Origin of the sequence: Paenibacillus litoralis, from assembly GCF_046244365.1 — a bacterium.
Lineage (GTDB): Bacteria > Bacillota > Bacilli > Paenibacillales > NBRC-103111 > Paenibacillus_V.
Map to the genome: position 1 here is coordinate 1 of NZ_CP176395.1, position 25425 is coordinate 25425.

General features: G+C 51.5%; 18 protein-coding genes, 1 tRNA gene and 3 rRNA genes. All 22 read left to right on the plus strand.

The window, feature by feature from the left end; all coding sequences use genetic code 11:
- The 22 genes from dnaA (at position 1) to ACKGJP_RS00110 (ending at position 25326) form a co-directional block, all read left to right on the plus strand.
- A complete protein-coding gene (gene dnaA / locus ACKGJP_RS00005; RefSeq protein ID WP_409343678.1) occupies positions 1-1359 on the plus strand; it encodes a chromosomal replication initiator protein DnaA in 1359 nt (452 codons plus the stop codon).
- Between the two features lie 292 nt (positions 1360-1651).
- Entirely contained in the window at positions 1652-2794 is a 1143-nt protein-coding gene (dnaN, locus tag ACKGJP_RS00010) for a DNA polymerase III subunit beta (RefSeq protein ID WP_409343679.1), read from the plus strand.
- Between the two features lie 13 nt (positions 2795-2807).
- Positions 2808-3023 (plus strand): S4 domain-containing protein YaaA, encoded by a 216-nt coding sequence (gene yaaA, locus ACKGJP_RS00015; RefSeq protein WP_409343680.1) that lies wholly within the window; start codon positions 2808-2810, stop codon positions 3021-3023.
- On the plus strand, positions 3023-4138 hold the full coding sequence (gene recF, locus ACKGJP_RS00020; RefSeq protein WP_409343681.1) for a DNA replication/repair protein RecF: 1116 nt from the start codon (positions 3023-3025) through the stop codon (positions 4136-4138). Before yaaA ends, recF begins: the two co-directional genes overlap by 1 nt.
- 32 nt (positions 4139-4170) lie before the next feature.
- Entirely contained in the window at positions 4171-4419 is a 249-nt protein-coding gene (remB, locus tag ACKGJP_RS00025; protein WP_409343682.1) for an extracellular matrix regulator RemB, read from the plus strand.
- Between the two features lie 109 nt (positions 4420-4528).
- A complete protein-coding gene (gene gyrB / locus ACKGJP_RS00030) occupies positions 4529-6445 on the plus strand; it encodes a DNA topoisomerase (ATP-hydrolyzing) subunit B (protein WP_409343683.1) in 1917 nt (638 codons plus the stop codon).
- A gap of 136 nt (positions 6446-6581) precedes the next feature.
- Positions 6582-7739 (plus strand): polysaccharide deacetylase family protein, encoded by a 1158-nt coding sequence (locus ACKGJP_RS00035; protein WP_409343684.1) that lies wholly within the window; start codon positions 6582-6584, stop codon positions 7737-7739.
- Positions 7740-7939: 200 nt separating this feature from the next.
- Positions 7940-10441, plus strand: a complete 2502-nt coding sequence (gyrA, locus tag ACKGJP_RS00040) for a DNA gyrase subunit A (protein ID WP_409343685.1) — start codon at positions 7940-7942, stop codon at positions 10439-10441.
- A gap of 179 nt (positions 10442-10620) precedes the next feature.
- A complete protein-coding gene (locus ACKGJP_RS00045; RefSeq protein WP_409343686.1) occupies positions 10621-11691 on the plus strand; it encodes an HD-GYP domain-containing protein in 1071 nt (356 codons plus the stop codon).
- 316 nt (positions 11692-12007) lie between these two features.
- Positions 12008-13548, plus strand: a 16S ribosomal RNA gene (locus tag ACKGJP_RS00050).
- A 176-nt stretch (positions 13549-13724) separates the two neighbouring features.
- Positions 13725-16644: ribosomal RNA gene (locus ACKGJP_RS00055) — 23S ribosomal RNA — on the plus strand.
- A 103-nt stretch (positions 16645-16747) separates the two neighbouring features.
- Positions 16748-16864 (plus strand): 5S ribosomal RNA (gene rrf, locus ACKGJP_RS00060).
- Together the 16S, 23S and 5S rRNA genes form the textbook arrangement of a ribosomal RNA operon.
- A 145-nt stretch (positions 16865-17009) precedes the next feature.
- Entirely contained in the window at positions 17010-18284 is a 1275-nt protein-coding gene (locus tag ACKGJP_RS00065; protein WP_409343687.1) for a putative glycoside hydrolase, read from the plus strand.
- Positions 18285-18398: 114 nt separating this feature from the next.
- The gene (gene guaB, locus ACKGJP_RS00070) at positions 18399-19856 is read left to right on the plus strand and encodes an IMP dehydrogenase (RefSeq protein ID WP_409343688.1); all 1458 of its coding nucleotides are present in this window, start codon (positions 18399-18401) and stop codon (positions 19854-19856) included.
- Between the two features lie 124 nt (positions 19857-19980).
- The gene (locus ACKGJP_RS00075; protein WP_409347034.1) at positions 19981-21279 is read left to right on the plus strand and encodes a D-alanyl-D-alanine carboxypeptidase family protein; all 1299 of its coding nucleotides are present in this window, start codon (positions 19981-19983) and stop codon (positions 21277-21279) included.
- Between the two features lie 149 nt (positions 21280-21428).
- The gene (gene pdxS, locus ACKGJP_RS00080; RefSeq protein WP_409343689.1) at positions 21429-22310 is read left to right on the plus strand and encodes a pyridoxal 5'-phosphate synthase lyase subunit PdxS; all 882 of its coding nucleotides are present in this window, start codon (positions 21429-21431) and stop codon (positions 22308-22310) included.
- A 126-nt stretch (positions 22311-22436) separates the two neighbouring features.
- A complete protein-coding gene (gene pdxT, locus ACKGJP_RS00085; RefSeq protein ID WP_409343690.1) occupies positions 22437-23009 on the plus strand; it encodes a pyridoxal 5'-phosphate synthase glutaminase subunit PdxT in 573 nt (190 codons plus the stop codon).
- 27 nt (positions 23010-23036) lie between these two features.
- Entirely contained in the window at positions 23037-24317 is a 1281-nt protein-coding gene (gene serS, locus ACKGJP_RS00090; RefSeq protein ID WP_409343691.1) for a serine--tRNA ligase, read from the plus strand.
- A gap of 77 nt (positions 24318-24394) precedes the next feature.
- A tRNA-Ser gene (locus tag ACKGJP_RS00095) sits at positions 24395-24484 on the plus strand.
- Positions 24485-24638: 154 nt separating this feature from the next.
- Positions 24639-24986: a hypothetical protein gene (locus ACKGJP_RS00100; protein WP_409343692.1), complete on the plus strand. Its 348-nt coding sequence runs from the start codon at positions 24639-24641 to the stop codon at positions 24984-24986.
- Positions 24987-25004: 18 nt separating this feature from the next.
- Positions 25005-25181 carry a hypothetical protein gene (locus ACKGJP_RS00105; protein ID WP_409343693.1) on the plus strand — a complete coding sequence of 59 codons (177 nt, stop codon included), beginning with the start codon at positions 25005-25007 and terminating at the stop codon, positions 25179-25181.
- A complete protein-coding gene (locus ACKGJP_RS00110) occupies positions 25168-25326 on the plus strand; it encodes a small acid-soluble spore protein P (protein ID WP_409343694.1) in 159 nt (52 codons plus the stop codon). Before ACKGJP_RS00105 ends, ACKGJP_RS00110 begins: the two co-directional genes overlap by 14 nt.
- Positions 25327-25425: the final 99 nt, after the last annotated feature.

Below are 25425 nucleotides of genomic sequence, written 5' to 3' on the forward strand. Positions count from 1 at the left end.
GTGGAAGGCCCTACGCACGATTTATGGCAGCAGGTATTATCCGTCATTCAGACCAAAATCAGCAAACCGAGCTTCGATACTTGGCTGAAATCGACAAAAGCGCTGTCGTTTACGGATACGGAGCTGGTCATTTGCACACCGAACAAGTTTACCCAAGAATGGCTCGAAAGCCGTTACCAGAAGCTCATCGGTTCGACCGTTTATGAAGTACTGGACCGTCAGGTCAACGTTTACATCGTTATCGACGACGGACAAGCGATCGCAGTAGCGCAGCCTTCGCCGGCCGTTACGCTGCCACCGCCCCAATCCGCCGTTTCGGAAGAGCCGTTCGCGCATATGCTCAATCCGAAATATCAGTTTGAAACGTTCGTCATCGGGCCGGGAAACCGGTTTGCGCATGCCGCGTCTTTGGCCGTGGCCGAAGCGCCGGCCAAAGCCTATAATCCGCTTTTCCTATACGGGGGAGTCGGTCTCGGCAAAACGCACTTGATGCACGCCATCGGCCATTACGTGCTCGAGCATAATCCGAAGGCTAAGGTTATGTATATTTCTTCCGAGAAATTTACGAACGAATTCATTAATGCGATCCGAGACAACCGGGGCGAAAGCTTTCGCAACAAGTATAGGAATATCGACGTGCTTCTTATTGACGATATTCAGTTCATTGCCGGTAAAGAAGGAACGCAGGAAGAATTTTTTCATACTTTTAACGCTCTTCACGAAGACAGCAAGCAGATCGTCATTTCGTCCGACCGGCCGCCGAAGGAAATTCCGACGCTGGAGGAACGGCTGCGCTCCCGCTTCGAATGGGGTCTCATAACGGACGTTCAGCCGCCTGATTTGGAGACGCGCATTGCGATTCTTCGCAAGAAAGCGAAAGCCGAAAACCTGGATATTCCGAATGAAGCGATGGCCTATATCGCCAATCAGATCGATTCCAACATCCGCGAGCTGGAGGGCGCACTGATTCGGGTCGTCGCTTATTCTTCCCTCATTAATCAGGATGTGTCCGCTCATCTTGCAGCCGAAGCGCTCAAGGACATCATTCCGGCCAGCCGGCCGCGCACGATCACGATACAGGATATTCAGCAGAAAGTCGGGGAGTTTTACGGGCTGCGCATGGAGGATTTCAAAGCGCGCAAACGGACGAAAGCAGTCGCATTTCCTCGCCAAGTCGCCATGTATTTATCTCGCGAGCTGACGGATTATTCACTTCCCAAAATCGGCGAAGCATTCGGGGGACGCGACCATACGACGGTTATCCATGCCCATGAGAAAATTTCGGACAACCTGAAGCAGGATCAGGAACTGTATAAGATTATTCACAACATCACGGAAAAGATAAAAAACCCGAGTTAAAATGACCCGGCAAAGTGACGACAAGCATTCAAGCGAGTTCCGAGCGCTTTGCGGTAAGCTCTAAAAACCTATATAATTTCACGGAAGCCTATGCACAAACTATGCACATGTGGATAGGCTTCCGCTTTGCCTGTTTGATGCACATATCCACATATTAGACGCGCCTACTACTACTGTTAATAAAAAAAGATTAAAATGAATAGCGCTAAAGCCTCAATCGCCTTCGGCAGACACGAATCGTTTCTTTTGTTTCCAGTCGGCCCATTTTCATGAATATCGTAGGAGTGACATGATGAAACTTACCATTTCGAAAGACTATTTGAATGAATCGATCCAGCACGTCTCCAAAGCCATTTCCAGCAGAACGACTATCCCTATTTTGAGCGGGATTAAGTTTGACGCAGACTTCAGCGGGGTTACGTTAACAGCCAGCGATACGGATATTTCCATTCAATCTCATATTCCGAACGAGATTGACAACGAGCAGGTCGTAACGCTCTACACGAAGGGCAGCGTCGTTCTTCCGGCGAAATTTTTTATGGAGATTGTCAGGAAGCTTCCTTCCGATACGATTGAAATCGAAGTAACGAACCATTTCCATACGACCATTCGTGCGGGCACGTCGGAAATTCAAATGGTCGGTCTTGATCCGGAAGAGTATCCGGTATTGCCGAGCCTGGAAGAGAACAAAGTGATCTCGATGGCCAGCGATTTGCTGAAAGCGATGATCAAACAAACCGCATTCGCCGTTTCGACGAGCGAAACGACGCCCATTCTTACCGGGGTGTTATGGACGCTCAGCGACAACCAGCTGAAATTTACGGCATGCGACCGTCACCGTCTCGCATCCCGTGAAGTGAACATGGAGACGCCGTCCGAACAGCAGTTCCAGAACATCGTCATTTCAGGCAAAACGCTGAACGAATTGAACAAAATTTTGCCGGATCAAAATATGCTCGTCGATATCGTCGTTTCCGACAATCAAGTGCTGTTCCGTTTGAACAACATCTTGTTTTATTCGCGTATTCTGGATGGAACGTACCCGGATATGACGAAGGTGATTCCCCAATCCTTTCAAACCGAGCTTGTTATTAAAGCGAAGCTGCTCACGGAAGCGATCGACCGCGCTTATTTGTTGTCCCGAGAAGAGAAAACGAATATCGTGAAAATGGTCATGAAGGAAGATTACACGATCGAAATTTCATCCAGCTCAACCGAGCTCGGGAAAGTAACGGAGACGCTCGCTTGCGAACAATTGACCGGGGACTTGCTGCGCATTTCGTTTAACTCGAAATATATGATGGACGCGCTCAAGGCGCTGGACAGCGATTCGATCCGCTTCCGTTTCACCGGTCCGATGAGCCCGATTATCATTACACCGGAAGACGGTACGAATATGCTGCAGCTTATTTTGCCTTACCGCACCGTAAACTAAGGGGACCGAGCCAATGAAGAACGTACCGATTCAAACGGATTATATTACGCTCGGACAATTCCTGAAGCTGACCGACTGCATCAGCACGGGAGGACAAGCTAAAGGCTTTCTGCAGGACGTACCGATCAAGGTGAACGGCATCGACGAGAACCGCAGGGGCAAAAAGCTTGTTGCAGGCGATATCGTCTCCGTTCAGGGCCACGGCGAATTTCGCGTGGAGCGCTCCTGATGTTTTTGAAATCGATCGGATTGAGCGGTTACCGCAATTACGCCGACTTCGAGCTTCGAACGGACAGCAGCGTCAATATTTTCATAGGACCGAATGCGCAAGGGAAAACGAATTTGCTTGAAGCCATCTATGTGCTGGCGCTGACGAAATCGCACCGGACTCATCAGGATAAGGAATTGGTCGGTTGGGACAAGCAGCAGGCGCTGCTCCAAGGCGAATTGGATAAGAAGTACGGTCCGATCAAGCTGCAGCTCTCCATCTCCCAAAGCGGCAAGAAAGCAAAGCTGAACGGGCTGGAGCAGAAAAAACTGAGCGGCTATGTCGGCGCGATGAACGTGGTGATGTTTGCCCCGGAGGATCTTGAAATCGTCAAGGGAGCTCCGGGCATACGCCGCCGTTTTCTTGATATGGAGATCGGACAGGTGCAGCCTTCCTACTTGTACGATATTACGCAGTATCAAAAAATATTACTGCAGAGAAACAATTTTTTGAAAACGCCGGCGGCCTCAAACAGCTCCGGAAGCGCGATGCTGGAGGTATGGAACGAACAGCTTGCCGGCTACGGTGTTAAAATTATCAAAAAGCGTCAAAGCTTTATAGAGAAGCTGCAGCAATGGGCGGAACGCATTCATTCAGGCATCACGAACGGCCATGAACAGCTGATCATTCGCTATGCTCCGTCACTGGAGACATCGCCCGAGGAACCGGAAGCTGTCTTATTGGACCAATTTATGTTAAAGTTATCAAAGGTGAAAGAGCAGGAAGTGCGTCGGGGTACTACGCTGGTAGGCCCGCATCGCGATGATCTTTTGTTTTACATCAACGATAAGGAAGTGCAGACGTTCGGTTCGCAAGGGCAGCAGCGGACGACCGCGTTATCGCTGAAGCTGGCTGAGCTTGAGCTTATTCGCGAGGAAGTCGGGGAGTATCCGATTTTGCTGCTTGACGACGTTCTGTCCGAGCTTGACCGTTATCGGCAAACCCAGCTCATCGAGACGTTCCAGGATAAAGTGCAGACGTTTATCACGACGACGGGCATTGAAAGCGTCAACCTCGACAAAATCAGCGGCGCGGCCATTTTTCAGGTTAGGAGCGGCACTGTGGTCGCCGAATAACGGCAGGATTGCCGGTTAGGAGTGGATCGTGCATGTTTATCCATTTGGGCGGAGAGAAAATCATTCGCGCATCGGAGCTGATCGCGATTTTTGACGTTGCCATCGAGAAAAATTCCAAGCTGTCGAAGCAATTTTTGACCTATGCCGGCAAAGAGAAAAAGGTGGAAGTCATAGGCGAGGAAGAGAGCAAGTCGCTCGTCGTCACGACGACGAAGGTTTATTACTCTCCCATTTCCTCCGGTACCTTGAAGAAACGGGCGAATCATCTTTTGATGAACTAAGGAAGCCTGCAGTCTTTTGAACGGCAATTGCATATAACGCATTTCCTCGTAGCCTTCGATTTCAGTTGAATCGAAGGCCAAGCGATATTACAGGGTAGGTGATCGGTCCATGTCGTCAAATCAAAATACGTATGATGAAAGTCAGATTCAAGTACTGGAAGGTCTTGAGGCTGTCCGTAAGCGTCCCGGCATGTATATCGGGTCCACAAGCGGCCGCGGGCTTCACCATCTCGTATGGGAAGTCGTAGACAACAGCATCGATGAGGCGCTCGCAGGCTTCTGTACGAAGGTCGATATCATCGTTCACAAAGATAACAGTATCACCGTCATTGACAACGGCCGCGGGATTCCCGTGGGCGAGAATGCCAAACTGAAGCGTCCTACCCTCGAAGTCGTTCTTACCGTGCTCCATGCAGGCGGCAAATTCGGCGGCGAAGAGTCGGGGTATAAGGTTTCGGGCGGTCTGCACGGCGTCGGCGTATCCGTCGTTAATGCGCTGTCCGAACAGCTGATCGTAACGGTCAAGCGCGGAGGGAAGGTATACCAGCAGGAATACCGCCGCGGCGCGCCGCAATACGACGTGAAGGAAATCGGGGAAACCGATGAAACCGGCACGACCATTACGTTCACGCCGGATCCGACGATTTTTACGGAAACGACGGAGTACGACTATGATATTTTGCAGTCGCGTTTGCGCGAGCTGGCGTTTTTGAATAAAGGCATCGAAATCAATTTGCTTGACGAGCGCACGGATGCGTCCTATTCGCACCGGTATGAAGGCGGGATCATCCAGTTCGTCGAATATTTGAACCGTTCCCGCGAGCCGCTGCACGTACCGCCGATCTACACCGAAGGCAAGAAAGACCATATCCAGGTGGAAATCGCGCTGCAGTACAATGACAGCTACTCGGAGAACATTTATTCGTTCGCCAACAACATCAACACTCATGAGGGCGGTACGCACGAGTCAGGCTTTAAGAGCGCGCTCACCCGTATTTTGAACGATTATGCCCGCAAGTCGAACTCGATCAAAGACAACGACGCCAATTTGAGCGGCGATGACGTTCGGGAAGGGCTTAGTGCGATCATTTCCGTCAAAATCCCGGAGCCGCAGTTCGAAGGGCAAACGAAGACGAAGCTGGGCAACAGCGAAGTGAGAGGGATCGTGGAATCCCTGTTCGCCGAGAAGCTTCAGGAATTTCTCGACGAGCATCCGGCTGTCGCGAAGAAGATCATGGAGAAGGGCATCCAGGCTGCGCGCGCCAGAGAGGCCGCTCGTAAAGCGAGAGAGCTTACGCGCCGCAAGAGCGCCCTGGAGGTAAGCTCCCTGCCGGGCAAACTGGCCGACTGTTCTTCCAAAGACGCTTCCATCAGCGAAGTGTACATTGTCGAAGGGGACTCCGCCGGCGGATCGGCTAAGCAAGGGCGGGATCGCCATTTCCAAGCGATACTGCCGCTTCGCGGTAAAATTTTGAACGTAGAAAAGTCGCGCTTGGACAAAATCTTGTCCAATCTCGAGATTCGGGCGATCATTACGGCGCTCGGGACGGGGATCGGTGACGATTTCGACATTGCCAAGGCACGCTACCATAAAATCATCATCATGACGGATGCCGACGTTGACGGTGCGCATATCCGGACACTGCTGCTGACGTTCTTCTTCCGTTACATGCGCAAGCTGATCGAAGCGGGCTACGTGTATATCGCGCAGCCGCCGCTCTTCAAACTGGAGCGCAACAAGACGATCAAATACGCCTACAACGACAAACAACGCGATATTATTCTCAAGGAATTCGGCGAAGGCGTCAAAGTGAACACTCAGCGCTACAAAGGTCTTGGTGAAATGAATCCAGGCCAGCTGTGGGAAACGACGATGGATCCCGATACCCGTACCCTGCTTCAGGTAACGATTCAAGATGCGATCGATGCCGACGAAGTGTTCGACACGCTGATGGGCGATAACGTGGAACCACGCCGGGATTTCATCCAAGCACACGCCAAATACGTGAAAAATTTGGACGTTTAGCATTATTCATAAGCAAGCTACGCTTCGCAGCGACTGGCTTCGGGAATCCCCGAAGCCGCCTTCCTACTTAATGCTCCGCAGCTTAAGCAGGATACGGCTCACTTACAGATAGACCTTTTGGGAGAGGGGTCCATTCTTGAACCGGTTAATTAAACAATTGACAGCTTTAGTATTCGTTGCGAGCGTATTGTTGTATCCGCGTATGATCGAATCGCAAGCAACCGTCATGTACGAGAATCAAGTCGCCGTGCTTGTCTATCACCATATCGACGACCGGCTTGAGGACAATAACGTGACGATCACGCCCGATTTGTTCCGCAGGCAGCTTGTGTATTTGCAGGACCGCGGGTACAACTTCATATCGTTGGAGCAATTCCGGACGTTTATGTCCGGAGGCGCCGTGCCCGTCAATGCCGTACTCGTTACGTTTGACGACGGGTATAGAAGTTATTACACGCATGCGTTCCCGATATTGCAGGAGCTCGATATTCCGGCGGTTCATTTTATCATCACGAATGATTTGGATCGTTCGCAGGATGTACGTGTCCCTTTTTTGTCGAAGGACGAAATCAGGAAAATGGTCGCCGCGCACAAGGGGAAATTCGACTTCGAATGCCATTCGGACCGGCTTCACCACAAGGATAAGAGCGGGACGCCGTATTTGATCAGCCGAACGCAGGATGGCGATACCGTCAAGAGCGACGAAGAGTATGAGAAAACGATCGTGAACGACACCAAAACATGCGTGTCGAAACTGAACGAGCTTCAGCCTACCCGCCATGACGCCTACGCGTATCCGTACGGCATGTTCGATAAGCGGTCCGTACGCATACTTGGCGGCGAAGGCATCCGATATGGCTTTACGACGCTTAGCGAAATGGCGACAGGATCGGTCGATCCGATGCAAATCCCGCGTATCAACGCGGGTTCTCCCTATGTCCAGCCCTCAGCCTTGCATAATTTGATCACGTTCAAAACGGTTACGGAAATCGGGGCGGATCAGTGGGTACCTCTTGGACAAACGGTTATGCAGATTGGCGGAAGCCTTATGCTGCTGCCCGACCAAAGCATACAGATGGATTGGGATAAGAGACAGTGGATTATTCATCCCGGCAGCACGGTTGTGCAAGAGGGCGACCGGACGATTCAGCTCGACGCTCCGATCGAACGAAGAGGCAAACGCAACTACATTCGGATGGGCGATCTGCAGAAGCTGATTCAGCAAAAAGTCATATACAACAAAAATCGCGGCTACTACCATGTGCGAAACGCACCGGATAAAGGCTCGCAGTAGGTCTTGTGGAGAGCGGACCGCTTCGAGGTTCGTATATCAGAAAGTATATACTCGGATGCGGCTCTCCACCTACGGTAAACGCCAGCGTCAAAAGACGCCGGTAGGCGTTTATCCTTGGCTTTCCGCGAAGATTGCAACGAAATTTAATGCCATTCTGGCAAGCTCGCCCTTTGAGGCGGTTTGCCGGCAGGAGGTAAATGATGGCCGAAGAATTGATCCCGCAAGTCAAAGAACGTGATATCGGCTCCGAAATGCGCGAATCGTTTATGGATTACGCGATGAGCGTTATCGTCAGCCGGGCGCTGCCCGACGTTAGGGACGGCTTGAAGCCGGTTCACCGCCGGATTATGTACGCCATGTCCGAGCTTGGTATGGCGCCAGACAAGCCATATAAGAAATCAGCCAGAATCGTCGGCGAAGTTATAGGTAAATACCATCCTCACGGAGACTCCTCCATCTATGAAGCGATGGTAAGGATGGCGCAAGATTTCTCATACCGCTACATGCTTGTTGACGGCCATGGAAACTTCGGTTCGATCGACGGCGATATGGCAGCGGCAATGCGTTATACGGAGGCTCGTCTATCGAAGATCGCGATGGAGCTTCTTCGCGATATCGGCAAAGAAACGATCGATTTCGTCCCCAACTATGACGGCGAAGAACTGGAACCGGCGGTTTTACCGTCGCGTTTTCCGAATTTGCTCGTAAACGGGGTAACGGGTATCGCCGTAGGTATGGCTACGAATATACCGCCTCATAACCTTAGCGAAGTCATCGACGGCATTCAGCAAATGATCCAAAACCCGGACATTACTCCGCTTGAGCTGATGCAATATATTAAAGGCCCCGATTTCCCGACCGGAGGATTCATTCTGGGCAGGGAGGGCATTAAGCAAGCTTATTCGACCGGCCGCGGCTCCGTCACAATGCGGGCAAGAGCGACGATCGAGGATAACAACGGCAAGGCGCGTATCATCGTACACGAGCTGCCTTACCAGGTTATCAAAACCAGGCTTATCGTCAGCATTGCCGATCTCGTACGCGAGAAGAAGATCGACGGCATTACCGATCTTCGTGACGAATCCGACCGTAACGGGATGCGGATCGTCATAGAGCTGCGCCGCGACGTCAATCCGAACGTTGTCCTTAACAATTTGTACAAGCATACGCAAATGCAGAGCAATTTCGGGATCACCATGCTGGCTATCGTCAATAAAGAGCCGAAGGTATTGAACCTGAAAGAAGTGCTGCATCACTATTTGCTTCATCAGCGGGAAGTCATTCGCCGCCGTACCGAGTTCGATTTACGCAAAGCGGAAGCGCGGGCTCATATTTTGGAAGGCTTGCGGATTGCCCTGGATCATCTTGACCGGGTAATTGCCTTGATCCGTGCATCGCGTACGACCGAGGAAGCGCGCGAAGGCCTGATGTCCCAGTTCCAGCTCAGCCTCGAACAGGCGCAAGCGATTCTGGACATGCGTCTACAGCGGTTGACTGGCTTGGAGCGGGAGAAGATCGAAGAGGAGTATGCGGAGCTCTTGCAAAAGATTGCTGAATTTAAAGCGATTTTGGCCGACGAGAATCTTATTCTTGAGATCATCAGCCAGGAGCTGCAAGAAATCAGAGATAAATTCCACGACGAGCGTCGTTCGGAAATTACGATCGGCGAGGATGCCATCGAAGACGAGGATCTTATTCCGCGGGAAGATGTCATTATCACGATTACTCACTCCGGATACGTCAAGCGCCTCCCGGTTACCACTTACCGTTCGCAGAAACGCGGCGGCAAGGGTGTCATAGGGATGGATACGAAAGATAACGACTTTGTCGAACATCTGTTCGTGAGCAACACGCATCATTATTTGATGTTCTTCACCGACAGAGGGAAAGTGTACCGGCTTAAGGCTTACGAGATTCCGGATCTGAGCCGGACGTCCCGCGGGACGCCGATCATCAACCTGATTCAAATCGAACAGGGGGAAACTGTTAACGCGGTTATACCGGTCGAAAACTTCGACTCCGATAAATATCTCTTCTTCGCCACGCGCAGCGGTATCGTTAAGAAGACTCCGCTTGACGATTACGGTAACATCCGCAAGGGCGGCTTGATTGCGATCAACCTGCGCGAAGACGACGAATTGATCGGCGTTAAACTGACCGACGGCAAGCAGTCTATCATCATGGGGACGCGCCAGGGGCTGTCGATTCAATTCGAGGAAACCGACGTTCGTTCGATGGGCCGTTCCGCTACCGGGGTTAAAGGGATCAGTATCGGGGAAGACGATGCCGTTATCGATATGGACGTGGTCCAAGAGAATCATGCGGTGTTGATCGTAACGTCCAAAGGATATGGCAAAAAAACGCCGATATCCGAATACCGTCTGCAATCGCGCGGCGGCAAAGGGATCAAAACGATCAACGTTACCGAAAAGAACGGGCCGGTGGTCTGCTTGAAAGTCGTCGAAGAAGACGAGGATCTGATGATCATTTCCGCCCAAGGCACCATCATTCGTATGGATATGTCCGGCATTTCCACGATGGGCAGGTATGCGCAAGGCGTACGTCTTATCAATATTCGTGAAGACGATGAGGTGGCGACGTTGTCGCGCGTTCAAAAAAATGAAGAAGAAAGCGATCTGACCGATTCTGCGGAAACGACGGAATCACAGGAATCGCCGGAATCGACGGAAACGAACGAATAACGGACAAGCGAGGGGATATTCCCCTCCTTGTTGTTTTATTTTAGCGATCTGGACCCTTTTTCAGCGATGGGTAGACATCTCGGCAAGCGTCTGACGCTAGGTTAAGCCGTTTGGCATCTAATCATAGGATTTTCAAGGTATACGTTAAATTTCGGGCACAAGGTGAGGGGAACCGTTCTATGTCAATCGTTTCCGTTGGACAGCTGAAATCTGGAGAAAGGCTAATAGATTCCGTCTTAACGAAAAGAGGGAGCGTACTTCTGGAAAAAGGCCGCACGGTATCGCATCGCGATATCGAAGTGCTGCGCGCTTTTTTGATACCCAGCGTATCGATCGAAGCAAAGCTTGAAATGGATCAGCCTTCTAAGGAAACAGCCTCTGTAAGCAACGAGGAGAATGCCCCTAGCTATTTTACTCTGGCGTTTGACAATATGGTGATGCTGCTCAAAAAGGCGTTTAATTACGCAAACACCGGGCATCCCATCCCGATTCTGGAGGTTCGTCTACAGTTGGAGACGCTTATCAAAGGGATCGATACCTATAATGTGTTAACGTTCTCTCCCAAACGATCCGGCGAACAAGACAATCTCTACTACAACAGCGTACTGGTTAGTTTAACCTCCTTTCAATTAGCCAAGTGGCACGGATTTGCCCAAAAGGATTTGCTGCCTGTGGCTTTGGGAGGATTGTTCCATGATATCGGCAACGTGAAGATCGACGAAGCCATCCTGGGCAAAACGAGCAAGCTGTCGGATAATGAGATGGAAGAAGTGAAAAAACATACCGTTTACGGCTATCAGATACTTAAAAACCTGCCTGCTATCAACGAGGGCGTCAAGCTCTGTACGCTTCAGCATCATGAGAAAGAAGACGGGACCGGCTATCCGCTAGGAGTCAAAGGCGATAAAGTACACCCCTATGCGAAAGTTGTGGCCATTGCGGATATTTTCCACGCGATGACGTCTCATCGGCGTTATAAACGGGCGTCTTCTCCCTATTTAGTGCTGGAGCAGCTGTTAAATGAGTCTTTCGGCAAGCTTGATCCTGCCATGGTTCAAACGTTCATAGGAAGAGTAACGTCTTTCCATAACGGAACGTTGGTAAAATTGAACGACAATCGGATCGGCGAAATTGTTTTTTCGGACCGGGCAAACCCGACTCGGCCATGGGTCAATGTGAATGGATCGATCGTTAATTTAACCACGGAACGCAGTTTATACATCATGGCTGTGCTCGATAAAATCAATTAATAAACTTTTTTCGATAAAGGCTTGACCTGATAACACTAAGCATGGTATATTACTTCTCGCCCCTTTTAAAGGGCTAGCAAAAAATCACGACAATTCAATAGGTTGAAAGCAAGAAAAAACTTTTTAAAAAAAGTACTTGCAATCGCCCAGTGATGTGTGATAAGATGTAAAAGTCGCGTTAACGAAGCGACGACGAAGTAAAGCAAAACGAATTGTCCTTTGAAAACTGAACAATGAGCGAATAAAGCCAGCAAAACAAGCAACAAATCGCATGAGCAAGTCAATATCGAAATAAAACGAAGCCTCGGCTTCAACTTTTATGGAGAGTTTGATCCTGGCTCAGGACGAACGCTGGCGGCGTGCCTAATACATGCAAGTCGAGCGGATCTTTCCTTCGGGAAAGGTTAGCGGCGGACGGGTGAGTAACACGTAGGCAACCTGCCTGTAAGACCGGGATAACTCACGGAAACGTGTGCTAAGACCGGATAGTTGGTTTCTCCACCTGGAGAGATCAGGAAAGACGGCGCAAGCTGTCACTTACAGATGGGCCTGCGGCGCATTAGCTAGTTGGTGAGGTAACGGCTCACCAAGGCGACGATGCGTAGCCGACCTGAGAGGGTGAACGGCCACACTGGGACTGAGACACGGCCCAGACTCCTACGGGAGGCAGCAGTAGGGAATCTTCGGCAATGGACGAAAGTCTGACCGAGCAACGCCGCGTGAGTGATGAAGGTTTTCGGATCGTAAAACTCTGTTGCCAGGGAAGAAGGGTGAGGAGAGTAACTGCTCTTCATTTGACGGTACCTGAGAAGAAAGCCCCGGCTAACTACGTGCCAGCAGCCGCGGTAATACGTAGGGGGCAAGCGTTGTCCGGAATTATTGGGCGTAAAGCGCGCGCAGGCGGTTGTTTAAGTCTGATGTTTAAACCCAGGGCTCAACCTTGGGTCGCATTGGAAACTGGGCAACTGGAGTGTAGGAGAGGAAAGTGGAATTCCACGTGTAGCGGTGAAATGCGTAGAGATGTGGAGGAACACCAGTGGCGAAGGCGACTTTCTGGCCTATAACTGACGCTGAGGCGCGAAAGCGTGGGGAGCAAACAGGATTAGATACCCTGGTAGTCCACGCCGTAAACGATGCATGCTAGGTGTTAGGGGTTTCGATACCCTTGGTGCCGAAGTAAACACATTAAGCATGCCGCCTGGGGAGTACGCTCGCAAGAGTGAAACTCAAAGGAATTGACGGGGACCCGCACAAGCAGTGGAGTATGTGGTTTAATTCGAAGCAACGCGAAGAACCTTACCAGGTCTTGACATCTGGATGCAAGCGTTAGAGATAGCGCCCTCCTTCGGGACATCCAAGACAGGTGGTGCATGGTTGTCGTCAGCTCGTGTCGTGAGATGTTGGGTTAAGTCCCGCAACGAGCGCAACCCTTGATCTTAGTTGCCAGCATTGAGTTGGGCACTCTAGGATGACTGCCGGTGACAAACCGGAGGAAGGTGGGGATGACGTCAAATCATCATGCCCCTTATGACCTGGGCTACACACGTACTACAATGGCCGGTACAACGGGCTGCGAAACCGCGAGGTGGAGCGAATCCTAAAAAGCCGGTCTCAGTTCGGATTGCAGGCTGCAACTCGCCTGCATGAAGTCGGAATTGCTAGTAATCGCGGATCAGCATGCCGCGGTGAATACGTTCCCGGGTCTTGTACACACCGCCCGTCACACCACGAGAGTTTACAACACCCGAAGTCGGTGAGGTAACCGCAAGGAGCCAGCCGCCGAAGGTGGGGTAGATGATTGGGGTGAAGTCGTAACAAGGTAGCCGTATCGGAAGGTGCGGCTGGATCACCTCCTTTCTATGGAGATCATGATGGCTGTAGGCCGTCGGATCAATAAGCTGGTTTTACTCGCTCATGTTCAGTTTTGAAGGGTCAATTTATTGGCTTTTCAACAGTTTGTTCCTTGAAAACTAGATAGCGAAGCAATGCAAAACATCCTTAGTTTTTTTGTAGCGATCTCGAGAGAGATCATTGGTTAAGCTACTAAGAGCACACGGAGGATGCCTAGGCGCTAGGAGCCGATGAAGGACGTGGCGAACAACGAAATGCCTCGGGGAGCCGTAAGCAGGCGTCGATCCGGGGATGTCCGAATGGGGGAACCCGCACGTGGTAATGCGCGTGTACCATACAGTGAATACATAGCTGTATCGGAGGCATACCCAGGGAACTGAAACATCTAAGTACCTGGAGGAAAAGAAAACAATAGTGATTCCGTCAGTAGCGGCGAGCGAACGCGGATTAGCCCAAACCAAGGAGCTTGCTCCTTGGGGTTGTGGGACGTCAATGTGGGAAAAGTTCGTTAGGTGAAGCGGTCTGGAAAGGCTCGCCATAGCAGGTAACAGCCCTGTAGCTCAAAACGAACGTATCCCTAGACGGATCCCGAGTAGTGCGGGGCACGTGAAACCCCGTATGAATCCGGCAGGACCATCTGCCAAGGCTAAATACTCCCTAGCGACCGATAGCGAAGCAGTACCGTGAGGGAAAGGTGAAAAGAACCGCGGGAGCGGAGTGAAATAGAACCTGAAACCGTGTGCTTACAAGAAGTCAGAGCCCGTTAATGGGTGATGGCGTGCCTTTTGTAGAATGAACCGGCGAGTTACGTTCACGTGCAAGGTTAAGCTGAAGAGGCGGAGCCGCAGCGAAAGCGAGTCTGAATAGGGCGAATGAGTACGTGGTCGTAGACCCGAAACCGTGTGATCTACCCCTGTCCAGGGTGAAGGTGCGGTAACACGCACTGGAGGCCCGAACCCACGAATGTTGAAAAATTCGGGGATGAGGTGGGGGTAGCGGAGAAATTCCAATCGAACTCGGAGATAGCTGGTTCTCCCCGAAATAGCTTTAGGGCTAGCCTCGGAATGAGAGTAGTGGAGGTAAAGCACTGATTGGGTGCGGGGCCCGCCAAGGGTTACCAAGTCCAGTCAAACTCTGAATGCCACATACTTCTGTCCGGGAGTCAGACAGTGAGTGCTAAGATCCATTGTCAAGAGGGAAACAGCCCAGACCATCAGCTAAGGTCCCCAAGTGTGTGTTAAGTGGGAAAGGATGTGGAGTTGCAAAGACAACCAGGATGTTGGCTTAGAAGCAGCCACCATTTAAAGAGTGCGTAATAGCTCACTGGTCGAGTGACTCTGCGCCGAAAATGTAACGGGGCTAAACACGCCACCGAAGCTATGGCTACAGCAGCAATGTTGTTGGGTAGGGGAGCGTTGTGTATAGGTTGAAGGTCGATCGTAAGGACGGCTGGACAGTACACAAGTGAGAATGCCGGTATGAGTAACGAAAAGACAAGTGAGAATCTTGTCCGCCGAAAGCCTAAGGGTTCCTGAGGAAGGCTCGTCCGCTCAGGGTAAGTCGGGACCTAAGGCGAGGCCGAAAGGCGTAGTCGAAGGACAACAGGTTGATATTCCTGTACCACCGTAGCCGTTTGAACGACGGGGTGACGCAGAAGGGCAAGGACGCAGACGGATGGAAGTGTCTGTCCAAGCAGTGAGGCTGATGTGTAGGCAAATCCGCACATCGTGAAGGCTGGGCTGTGATGGGGAGGGAAATTTCGAAAGTACCGAAGGTCTTGTACTCATGCTGCCAAGAAAAGCCTCTAGTGAGGCGAAGGTGCCCGTACCGCAAACCGACACAGGTAGGCGAGCAGAGCATGCTAAGGCGCGCGGAAGAACTCTCGTTAAGGAACTCGGCAAAATGACCCCGTAACTTCGGGAGAAGGGGTGCCTCGGTAGGGTGAATAGCCCGAGGGGGCCGCAGTGAAAAGGCCCAAGCGACTGTTTAGCAAAAACACAGGTCTGTGCGAAGCCGCAAGGCGAAGTATACGGGCTGACGCCTGCCCGGTGCTGGAAGGTTAAGGGGAGCGGTTAGGGGCAACCCGAAGCTGTGAACCGAAGCCCCAGTAAACGGCGGCCGTAACTATAACGGTCCTAAGGTAGCGAAATTCCTTGTCAGGTAAATTCTGACCCGCACGAATGGCGTAACGACTTGGGCGCTGTCTCAACGAGAGATCCGGTGAAATTTTAATACCTGTGAAGATGCAGGTTACCCGCGACAAGACGGAAAGACCCCATGGAGCTTTACTGCAGCTTGATATTGGACTTGGGTACGATCTGTACAGGATAGGTGGGAGCCTTAGAAGCATGAGCGCCAGCTTGTGTGGAGGCGACGTTGGGATACCACCCTGATCGTATCTAGGTTCTAACCTACTCCCGTGATCCGGGAGAGGGACCGTGTCAGGCGGGCAGTTTGACTGGGGCGGTCGCCTCCTAAAGCGTAACGGAGGCGCCCCAAGGTTCCCTCAGAATGGTTGGAAATCATTCGAAGAGTGCAAAGGCATAAGGGAGCTTGACTGCGAGACAGACAAGTCGAGCAGGGACGAAAGTCGGGCTTAGTGATCCGGTGGTACCGAATGGAAGGGCCATCGCTCAACGGATAAAAGCTACCCTGGGGATAACAGGCTTATCTCCCCCAAGAGTCCACATCGACGGGGAGGTTTGGCACCTCGATGTCGGCTCATCGCATCCTGGGGCTGAAGTAGGTCCCAAGGGTTGGGCTGTTCGCCCATTAAAGCGGTACGCGAGCTGGGTTCAGAACGTCGTGAGACAGTTCGGTCCCTATCTGTCGCGGGCGCAGGAAATTTGAGAGGAGCTGTCCTTAGTACGAGAGGACCGGGATGGACGTACCGCTGGTGTACCAGTTGTTCCGCCAGGAGCATCGCTGGGTAGCCAAGTACGGACGGGATAAGCGCTGAAAGCATCTAAGCGTGAAGCCCCCCTCAAGATGAGATTTCCCAGTATGTAAGACCCCTTGAAGACGACGAGGTAGATAGGTTCGAGGTGGAAGTGCAGCAATGCATGCAGCTGACGAATACTAATCGGTCGAGGGCTTATCCAACATCTTTGCATCGACAGGTGTAAGGACTACGAAGGAACAAGGATGAATGCAGAACTTCGCATCTAGTTTTCAGGGAGTAAACCCCCTGTATATGGGCAACATGTTTGGTGACGATGGCGGAGGGGAACCACGCGTACCCATCCCGAACACGACCGTTAAGCCCTCCAGCGCCGATTGTACTTGATCCGCAGGGATCTGGGAGAGTAGGACGTTGCCAAGCAGCTCGCAGCACCTTCACTGGTTATTCAGTGATGGTGCTGCTTTTTTGTGATTTAATAATTGGTTGAGTTTCCATAAAGCTCTAGCTATTTGCAGAATTGTGCAGGTCTTCCTTGTGCCATACTACCAGCAAAGGAGGAGAAGCTATGAACGGAGTACGGTTTAGAACGATCTTGATCGCCTGGATATGTTTGTTGGTGTTCCTGGCAACGGCTTGTGCGCAGAAAGCGGAACGAATGGCCGAATACGCCTCGTTTACCAGTCAAACGGATATACCGGACCCTTCTAGACTGATGCCTGTTCTTGAGCGGAACCTCACCGCACAGGCTGTCAGCGCGCCGGCTGGTACGGATGAAAGCGATAAGCCGGTAAACGATCCGTCGGCCTCTCCGCCTGTCATTCCGATTCCGGCTGGAGGAAACCAATCGAAAAAAGAGGTAAAGGCGAAAGGGATATATGTTTCCGGACGAATGGCTGCCAGCGGTTCTTTTCAACATTTGATCGATTTGGTGGATCGTACGGATTTGAATGCCATGGTCATCGATGTGAAGAACGATTCGGGGCAATTCATTTTTCCTACTGCCATTCCGCTGGCAAATCAAATAGGGGCGACGGAAAGTCCGATGGTTCTGGACCCGTCGGCATGGATGAATCGGATCAAATCCAAAAACATTTACACGATAGCTCGTATTGTCGCGTTTAAGGACCCCTATTTGGCCGTACAGAGACCGGACTTCGCCATACAGGGGAAAGACGGGGGGATCTGGAAGGATGGAAGAGGAGTATCGTGGATCGATCCGTATAACGAGCAAGTATGGGAGTATAACGTAGAGATCGCAAAAGAAGCGGCCAAGATTGGGTTCGATGAGATCCAATTCGATTATGTCCGTTTTCCGGACAACGGCAAAAAGGTCGACCAGGAGGTTGCCTATCAGAATACGCACGGCTGGAGCAAGGCACAAGCGATTGAAGCTTTTTTGAGCAAGGTGAAAGTTGGTTTAAAGGAAACGAACGTCCTGATATCGGCGGATGTGTTCGGACTTACCACTTCCAGTTCAACCGACATGGGCATCGGCCAGGAGTGGATGAAGATCGCGAAGCATGTCGATGTCATTAGCCCGATGATTTACCCGTCTCATTACTCCAAAGGAGTGTATGGAATAGAGAACCCGGATCTTCAGCCTTACTTGACCGTTAAGCAAGCGGTGAACGACGCACTTGTCAAAAACGAGTTAGTGCGTGTCGCCAGCGGAGCCTCTCCGGCTATCCGTCCTTGGTATCAAGCGTTTACGGCGACTTGGCTGCCTGCTCATCAAAGGTATGGAGACCTTGCGATTAAAGAGCAAATTAAAGCGGCAAAAGAGCTCGGCGTGGAGCAATTTATGCTATGGAATCCGGCCTGTAAGTATGCATATGAATGAAAACAGGGAATCCCTAGAATGATTCCATGAAAATGGAGTGGACATTTTCTTGACATGAAAAAAGAGCATTGTTAATATTGCAATAATATACTCATGTAAGGAGGCGCTCCATTCGTGTGGGAGACGAAGTTTGCGAAGGAAGGGTTAACGTTCGATGACGTGCTGCTCGTACCGAGGAAATCAGCCGTATTTGGGAAAGAAATCGACGTATCGACGGTGCTGGACGCTAAGCTGAAGCTGAACATCCCTTTTATCAGTTCCGCCATGGATACGGTAACGGAGTCGGCGATGGCGATCGCGATCGCGCGGGAAGGCGGCATCGGCATCATTCATAAAAACATGTCGATCGAGCAACAGGCTAACGAGGTGGATCGCGTTAAGCGGTCGGAGAGCGGCGTCATTACGAATCCTTTTTCACTTACGCCGGAACATCATGTTTATGACGCAGAAGAATTAATGGCGAAGTACCGCATATCAGGGGTGCCAATCGTGGACGGGAGCAATAAGCTGGTCGGTATTCTGACCAATCGCGACTTGCGCTTCGTGCATGATTTTTCGATCAAAATCAAGGATGTCATGACGACGGAAGGGCTTGTAACGGCTCCTGTAGGCACGACGCTTCAAGAGGCCGAAGGTATCCTTCAGAAGCACAAAATCGAGAAGCTGCCGCTCGTAGACGATTATAACGTATTAAAAGGACTTATTACGATAAAAGATATTGAAAAAGCAATCCAATTCCCGAATGCGGCGAAGGATCAGTACGGCAGACTGCTTGTCGGCGGCGCCCTTGGCGTATCTAAGGACGTAATGGACCGCGCGGCAGCGCTTGTGGAAGTCGGCGTGGACTTGATCGTCGTCGACTCTGCACACGGTCACCACATCAACATAGCCGATACGGTGAGAAAGCTGCGCAGCCAGTATCCGGAGCTTCCGATCGTCGCCGGTAACGTCGCGACAGCCGCAGGTACCCGCGATTTGATCGAAGCAGGCGCCAGCATCGTGAAGGTAGGGATTGGACCGGGCTCGATTTGTACAACCCGTATTATCGCCGGTATCGGCGTTCCGCAAATTACGGCTATTTACGATTGCGCGGAAGAGGCGAGGAAGCATGGCGTTCCGATTATCGCGGACGGCGGCATCAAGTATTCCGGCGACGTTGTAAAAGCTATTGCCGCAGGAGCAAGCGCGGTTATGCTGGGAAGCCTTTTTGCCGGAACGGAAGAAAGTCCGGGCGAATCGGAAATCTATCAAGGCAGACGGTTTAAAGTATACCGGGGGATGGGATCGCTTGGCGCCATGAAGGAAGGCAGCAAGGATCGTTATTTCCAAGAGAACGAGAGCAAGCTAGTTCCGGAAGGAATCGAAGGCCGCATTCCTTATAAAGGACCTGTTGCGGATACGATTTTTCAGCTGGTAGGCGGCTTGCGTTCGGGTATGGGCTACTGCGGAACACAAAACCTGCAAGAGCTGATCAATGATACGCAGTTCGTCCGGATCACGGGTGCAGGCTTGCGCGAAAGCCATCCGCATGACGTACACATTACGAAGGAAGCTCCGAACTATTCGCTATAAGCGGAATAGAATGGGCGCAACGATCAGGTATATAAAGGAAACAGCGGGTAGGAAACCCCTGTTTTCTTTTTTTTGCGTATCGCCCTATGGTACAATGGGAACATAGATTACATCATGCATGGGAGTGTGGGAATTGAAACGGTTCATGGGGATGAAACGATATGTCGCGATGTTGGTAGTGGCTCTTCTAGGGCTGCAGTTGCTGATCATAAAGCCGGTGAGCGTACTGGCGGCGGAAACGGTAGACCTGAAGCTGGAAGTAAAATCGGCTATTCTGATGGATGCCGCTACCGGTCAAATTTTATATGAACTGAACGCCGACACGGCATTGCCTCCGGCAAGTATGGCGAAGATGATGACCGAATATCTTGTTATGGAAAACATAAAGGCTGGGAAACTTAACTGGGACGAGCTGGTTACGACGAGCAAATATGCATCGGAGGTACCGGGTTCAGGGGATCTTCTTGCAAACGGCGAGAAGCTTTCCGTCCGCAGCATGTTTCAAGCTATGTCCATCTATTCCGGTAACGATGCTTCGGTAGCGCTGGCAGAGCGCATTGGCGGTTCCGAAGAAAATTTCGCTAAAATGATGAACGATAAGGCGAAGGAAATCGGCCTGCCTACAGCGCATTTCGTAACGTCGACCGGCCTTAGCAAAAACGATTTAAAAAAATTCCCGCCGATCAACCTGGAAGGCGAGACCGTCATGTCCGCGAAGGACGCTGCGATGCTTGCATTCCGCATCCTGAAGGATCACCCGGAAGTGCTCGACTTTACTAAAATTCCTTCGCTCAAGCTTCGTGAACGGGATAAGTCGCCGATGATCAACTGGAACTGGATGCTGGAAGGCAATCAGAGCGTAACCAACTTCAAGAAATACGCGTACCAAGGGCTGGACGGGCTGAAAACCGGTTCTACGGACGAGGCGGGCTATTGCTTTACCGGGACCGCTGTGCGTAACGGGATGCGCCTGATCAGCGTCGTCATGGGCACCGACTCGGAGCCGAAGCGCTTCGAGGAAACGCGCAAGCTGCTGGACTACGGCTTCAACAACTTCGAGAAGAAGGATGTCATTGCGGCCAAAGCGGAAATCGACTCGATGAAGACGGTTGAGCTCAAAAAAGGCGTGAAAACAACCGTTCCGGTCGTTACGGAGAGCGCGCTTTCCATGGTAGTCAAAAAAGGAACGACGGACGATCAAATCGTCAAAACGGCGGAACCGATCGAGGAAGGCAAGCGTGTCGCTCCGATCAAGCAAGGCGACGTTCTGGGCACCTTGAAAGTAAGCTACAACGGCAAGGATCAAACCATTAACATGGTCGCATCCGAAGATGTCGACAAGGGCAGCTGGATACGCCTTTTGTTCAGGGCCATCAAGAACTTCTTCGTCGATCTCTTTGACGGCATCAAAAACATGTTCTAGACGACTTGTTGACACCTGACAGGATGAAAAATGTCGGTGTTAAGGTTGTATAATGACGAACCATGCTGTAAAATATTTTGTTAGAAGTTTTAACATATTCGGTTCAGTATTCTCATCAGCACATAAGCCATTTGGGAGGTCTATTCGCAATGGAAACAGGAACGTCTCGCGTTAAAAAAGGTATGGCCGAAATGCAAAAGGGCGGCGTCATTATGGACGTCATGAACGCAGAACAAGCGAAAGTAGCGGAAGCGGCAGGAGCATCCGCCGTTATGGCGCTTGAGCGGGTACCTGCTGACATTCGTGCAGCGGGCGGCGTAGCTCGTATGGCGGATCCGACGATTGTTGAGGAAGTCATGAAGGTCGTTTCGATTCCGGTTATGGCTAAAGCGCGTATCGGTCATTTTGTCGAAGCTAAGGTGCTTGAATCTCTTGGCGTGGATTACCTTGACGAGAGCGAAGTTCTAACGCCGGCCGACGAAGTGTTCCATATCAATAAAAAAGAATTCACCGTTCCGTTCGTATGCGGCGCGCGTGATTTGGGCGAAGCGCTCCGCCGTATCGGCGAAGGCGCATCGATGATCCGTACGAAGGGCGAGCCGGGAACTGGCAATATCGTCGAAGCTGTGCGTCACATGCGTATGATCTGGTCCCAAATCCGCAAAGTACAGAGCCTGTCGAAGGACGAGCTGATGGCCGAAGCCAAAAACTTGGGCGCTCCTTACGAGCTGCTGTCTTTCGTACACGAGAACGGCAAGCTGCCGGTCGTTAACTTTGCAGCGGGCGGCGTAGCCACACCTGCGGATGCAGCGTTGATGATGCACCTTGGCGCAGACGGCGTATTTGTCGGATCCGGTATTTTCAAATCCGATAGCCCTGAGAAGTTTGCAAAAGCAATCGTTGAAGCGACAACGCACTATACGGACTACGGCTTGATCGCCAACCTGTCCAAAAACCTCGGCACGCCGATGAAGGGGATTGAAATCTCCAAGCTGAACGCCTCCGAGCGTATGCAGGATCGCGGCTGGTAAGCATAGCTTTTCCATAGTTATCTTAAACGGATGCGGCAGATATGCGGGACCGGCCTTATTGCCGGACACCGCATCATCTGTCCGCATTTTTACAGCTTTTAGCGTTGTATGAAAGAAGGAACGGACATGAAAATTGGGGTTCTTGCGCTTCAAGGCGCGGTCGCCGAGCATATCCGCATGCTGGAACTGGCGGGCGCCGAAGGCGTCGCGATCAAACGGACCGAGCAGCTGGCGGAAATCGGCGGCATAGTCATCCCAGGCGGCGAAAGCACGACGATCGGCAAGCTGATGCGTACCTACGGATTTATCGATGCGCTGCGGCAATTTGCGGCTGAAGGCAAGCCGATATTCGGTACTTGCGCCGGCCTTATCGTAATGGCCAAAGATATCGCGGGACAGCCGGAGGCTCACTTGGAGCTGATGAATATTACCGTTGCCCGTAACGCTTTCGGACGCCAAAGGGAAAGCTTCGAAACGGATCTGGATGTATACGGAATTGACGAGAAAATTAGAGCGGTATTCATTCGCGCGCCGCTTATTGAAAAAGTAGGAGACGGTGTCGAGGTGCTGTCTACATACAACGGACAAATCGTTGCCGCACGGCAAAAGCATCTGCTTGTTGCGTCGTTCCACCCGGAGCTGACCGACGATTACCGTATGCATGGATATTTCCTCGATATGGTCAAACAACGCGGGTAAACTAGTTCCCTTTCTGGAGGGGTTATTTTGTTTGATGCCAAGCTGCTAAGAAACGAATTTGAACGCGCACGGCAGGCCATGATCAATCGCGGCAAGCCGCTCGACGACGTCAGCCGATTTCCCAGCGTAGACACGAAACGCCGCGAGCTGCTGCAGGAAGTGGAACAGCTCAAGAATCGGCGCAACGTCGTTTCGCAGGAAGTGGCAATGAAGAAGCGGGCGAAAGAAAATGCCGACGATCTCATTGAAGAAATGAAGGTTGTCGGGGACCGCATTAAAGTGCTAGACGATGAGGTTCGTATTGTCGAGTCGGATTTGAACGACATTTTGCTCTCGATTCCGAACGTGCCGCATGAATCGGTGCCGGTAGGAAGGTCGGAGGATGACAATGTCGAGGTTAGAAGGATCGGCGAGCAAACTTCGTTTGCCTTCGCGTCCAAAGCGCATTGGGAAATCGCGCAGGATCTGGACATTTTGGATTTTGAAGCGGCGGGTAAGGTTACCGGCTCGCGTTTTGTGTTCTATAAGGGGTTAGGGGCAAGGCTGGAACGAGCGCTCATGAATTTCATGATGGATCTGCATGCCGACCAGCATGGCTATGAGGAAATGCTGCCGCCTTACATCGTAAACCGCGATAGCATGACCGGTACGGGCCAGCTTCCGAAGTTCGAGGAAGACGTATTTAAAATTCAAGGGACCGATTATTTCTTGGTGCCTACGGCGGAAGTGCCTGTGACGAACTATCATCGTGACGATATTTTGTCTGCGGAGGATCTTCCGAAATATTTCGTGGCGTTCAGCGCCTGCTTCCGTTCGGAAGCTGGAGCGGCCGGCCGGGATACGCGCGGATTGATCCGTCAGCATCAGTTCAACAAAATCGAATTGGTGAAGATGGTCAAGCCCGAGGATTCCTACGAGGAGCTCGAGAAGCTGACGAACGAAGCGGAGAAGGTGCTGCAGCTTCTTAAGCTGCCATACCGCGCCATGAGCCTCTGTACAGGGGATATGGGCTTTGCTTCGGCCAAGACGTACGATCTCGAGGTATGGCTGCCTAGCAGCGGCACATACCGGGAAATCTCGTCATGCAGTAATTTCGAGGATTTCCAAGCGCGCCGCGCGAACATTCGTTTCCGCCGCGATTCGAAGGCCAAACCGGAGTTCATTCATACATTGAACGGTTCCGGGCTTGCGCTCGGACGGACAGTGGCCGCTATTCTCGAGAATTACCAGCAGGAAGACGGAACGGTGCTCGTTCCTGACGTTCTTCAGCCGTACATGAACGGCCTCAAGGTAATCGGCAGAAAATAGAGGTTGAAAATGTTTTTGCATCTGTGTTAAAATGCATTGTGCATCTGGAAATTTCCTAACCCTAGGAAATTCCGCCTGGAGAGGTGGTCGAGTGGTTTAAGGCTCTGGTCTTGAAAACCAGCGAAGGGGTAACTCTTCCGTGGGTTCGAATCCCACCCTCTCCGCCACTATATAACCGTTAAATACAAACCATCCTGTCGTTTACCGTCGGATGGTTTTTTTATTTTTTATTCCGGGGTGACTTTATTTTTGAGACCTACCGGGAGCTTGTATAAAAGACTGCCCGTCTCCATACGTTAAACACTGTGGAGGTGGTAACTGATGAGCAAAAAAGAACGTCCGGCAATCGATCAGGAGCAGCTGGTATCCGCTTGGAAGCGTACGCTGCCTACGGTTCTGAACGCATCCGACAAGACGACGGTGTATGCCGACGAGGCGGATCCGCGGTCGATTCGTATTACGATTACAGCGGAAGGCCGCTCCGGGTATGAGTTTGATTTTATATGCAGCTATGTAGACGATCGGGAAGTGAAGGTGCAGCTGGTCGATGCGGAGCGGAATGAAGTGACGGTCGACGAGCGGGGCGAGCGGATCCAGCAAATGGTGGAGGACTACATTCGCCACATTCATGAATGCGCACAGGCGCTGCATGCCGAAACGCACGCTTAACAACGGAGGCGACGCACGATGACGAGAAACCGAGCAACCGATAAAAATTTGCAGAACGTGGTCAAGGATTTGGATAAGAACCCGGTAAATAGCCATAACGCTCAGCAAATGCAACAAGATACGAACGACCGCCGCCATCAGGATTTATTGAACCACGATGAAGAGGGAGGAGAATACGTGCATGCCGAAAAATAAAACGCAGGTCGTCAATCCGCCAAGCGGTCAAACCAATCAGCATGAATCGGTTCATCCGCAAGAGCCGCTGTCCGGCTCCAAGACAGTCAAAACCCGTAACCATTCGCATAAAAGCCCTAGCGAAGGCAGCGGCTCCGGGGGATAACCTTCCGAGGGGCTCAAGCCTGGCTTTCTTACTAAAGCGCCGACCGGCAAGCAGCCGGTACGGCGTTTTTGCATCGTGCAGAATGAACAAAAGTTTTTT

Excerpts from the sequence above, each read along its gene's own strand:
- ACKGJP_RS00065 (WP_409343687.1), top strand. The coding sequence starts at position 17,010 with ATGAACGGAGTACGGTTTAGAACGATCTTGATCGCCTGGATATGTTTG.
- pdxS (WP_409343689.1), top strand. The coding sequence starts at position 21,429 with ATGGAAACAGGAACGTCTCGCGTTAAAAAAGGTATGGCCGAAATGCAA.
- ACKGJP_RS00045 (WP_409343686.1), top strand. The coding sequence starts at position 10,621 with ATGTCAATCGTTTCCGTTGGACAGCTGAAATCTGGAGAAAGGCTAATA.
- recF (WP_409343681.1), top strand. The coding sequence starts at position 3,023 with ATGTTTTTGAAATCGATCGGATTGAGCGGTTACCGCAATTACGCCGAC.
- pdxT (WP_409343690.1), top strand. The coding sequence starts at position 22,437 with ATGAAAATTGGGGTTCTTGCGCTTCAAGGCGCGGTCGCCGAGCATATC.
- ACKGJP_RS00110 (WP_409343694.1), top strand. The coding sequence starts at position 25,168 with ATGCCGAAAAATAAAACGCAGGTCGTCAATCCGCCAAGCGGTCAAACC.
- gyrA (WP_409343685.1), top strand. The coding sequence starts at position 7,940 with ATGGCCGAAGAATTGATCCCGCAAGTCAAAGAACGTGATATCGGCTCC.
- dnaN (WP_409343679.1), top strand. The coding sequence starts at position 1,652 with ATGAAACTTACCATTTCGAAAGACTATTTGAATGAATCGATCCAGCAC.
- ACKGJP_RS00100 (WP_409343692.1), top strand. The coding sequence starts at position 24,639 with ATGAGCAAAAAAGAACGTCCGGCAATCGATCAGGAGCAGCTGGTATCC.
- gyrB (WP_409343683.1), top strand. The coding sequence starts at position 4,529 with ATGTCGTCAAATCAAAATACGTATGATGAAAGTCAGATTCAAGTACTG.
- remB (WP_409343682.1), top strand. The coding sequence starts at position 4,171 with ATGTTTATCCATTTGGGCGGAGAGAAAATCATTCGCGCATCGGAGCTG.
- ACKGJP_RS00105 (WP_409343693.1), top strand. The coding sequence starts at position 25,005 with ATGACGAGAAACCGAGCAACCGATAAAAATTTGCAGAACGTGGTCAAG.
- yaaA (WP_409343680.1), top strand. The coding sequence starts at position 2,808 with ATGAAGAACGTACCGATTCAAACGGATTATATTACGCTCGGACAATTC.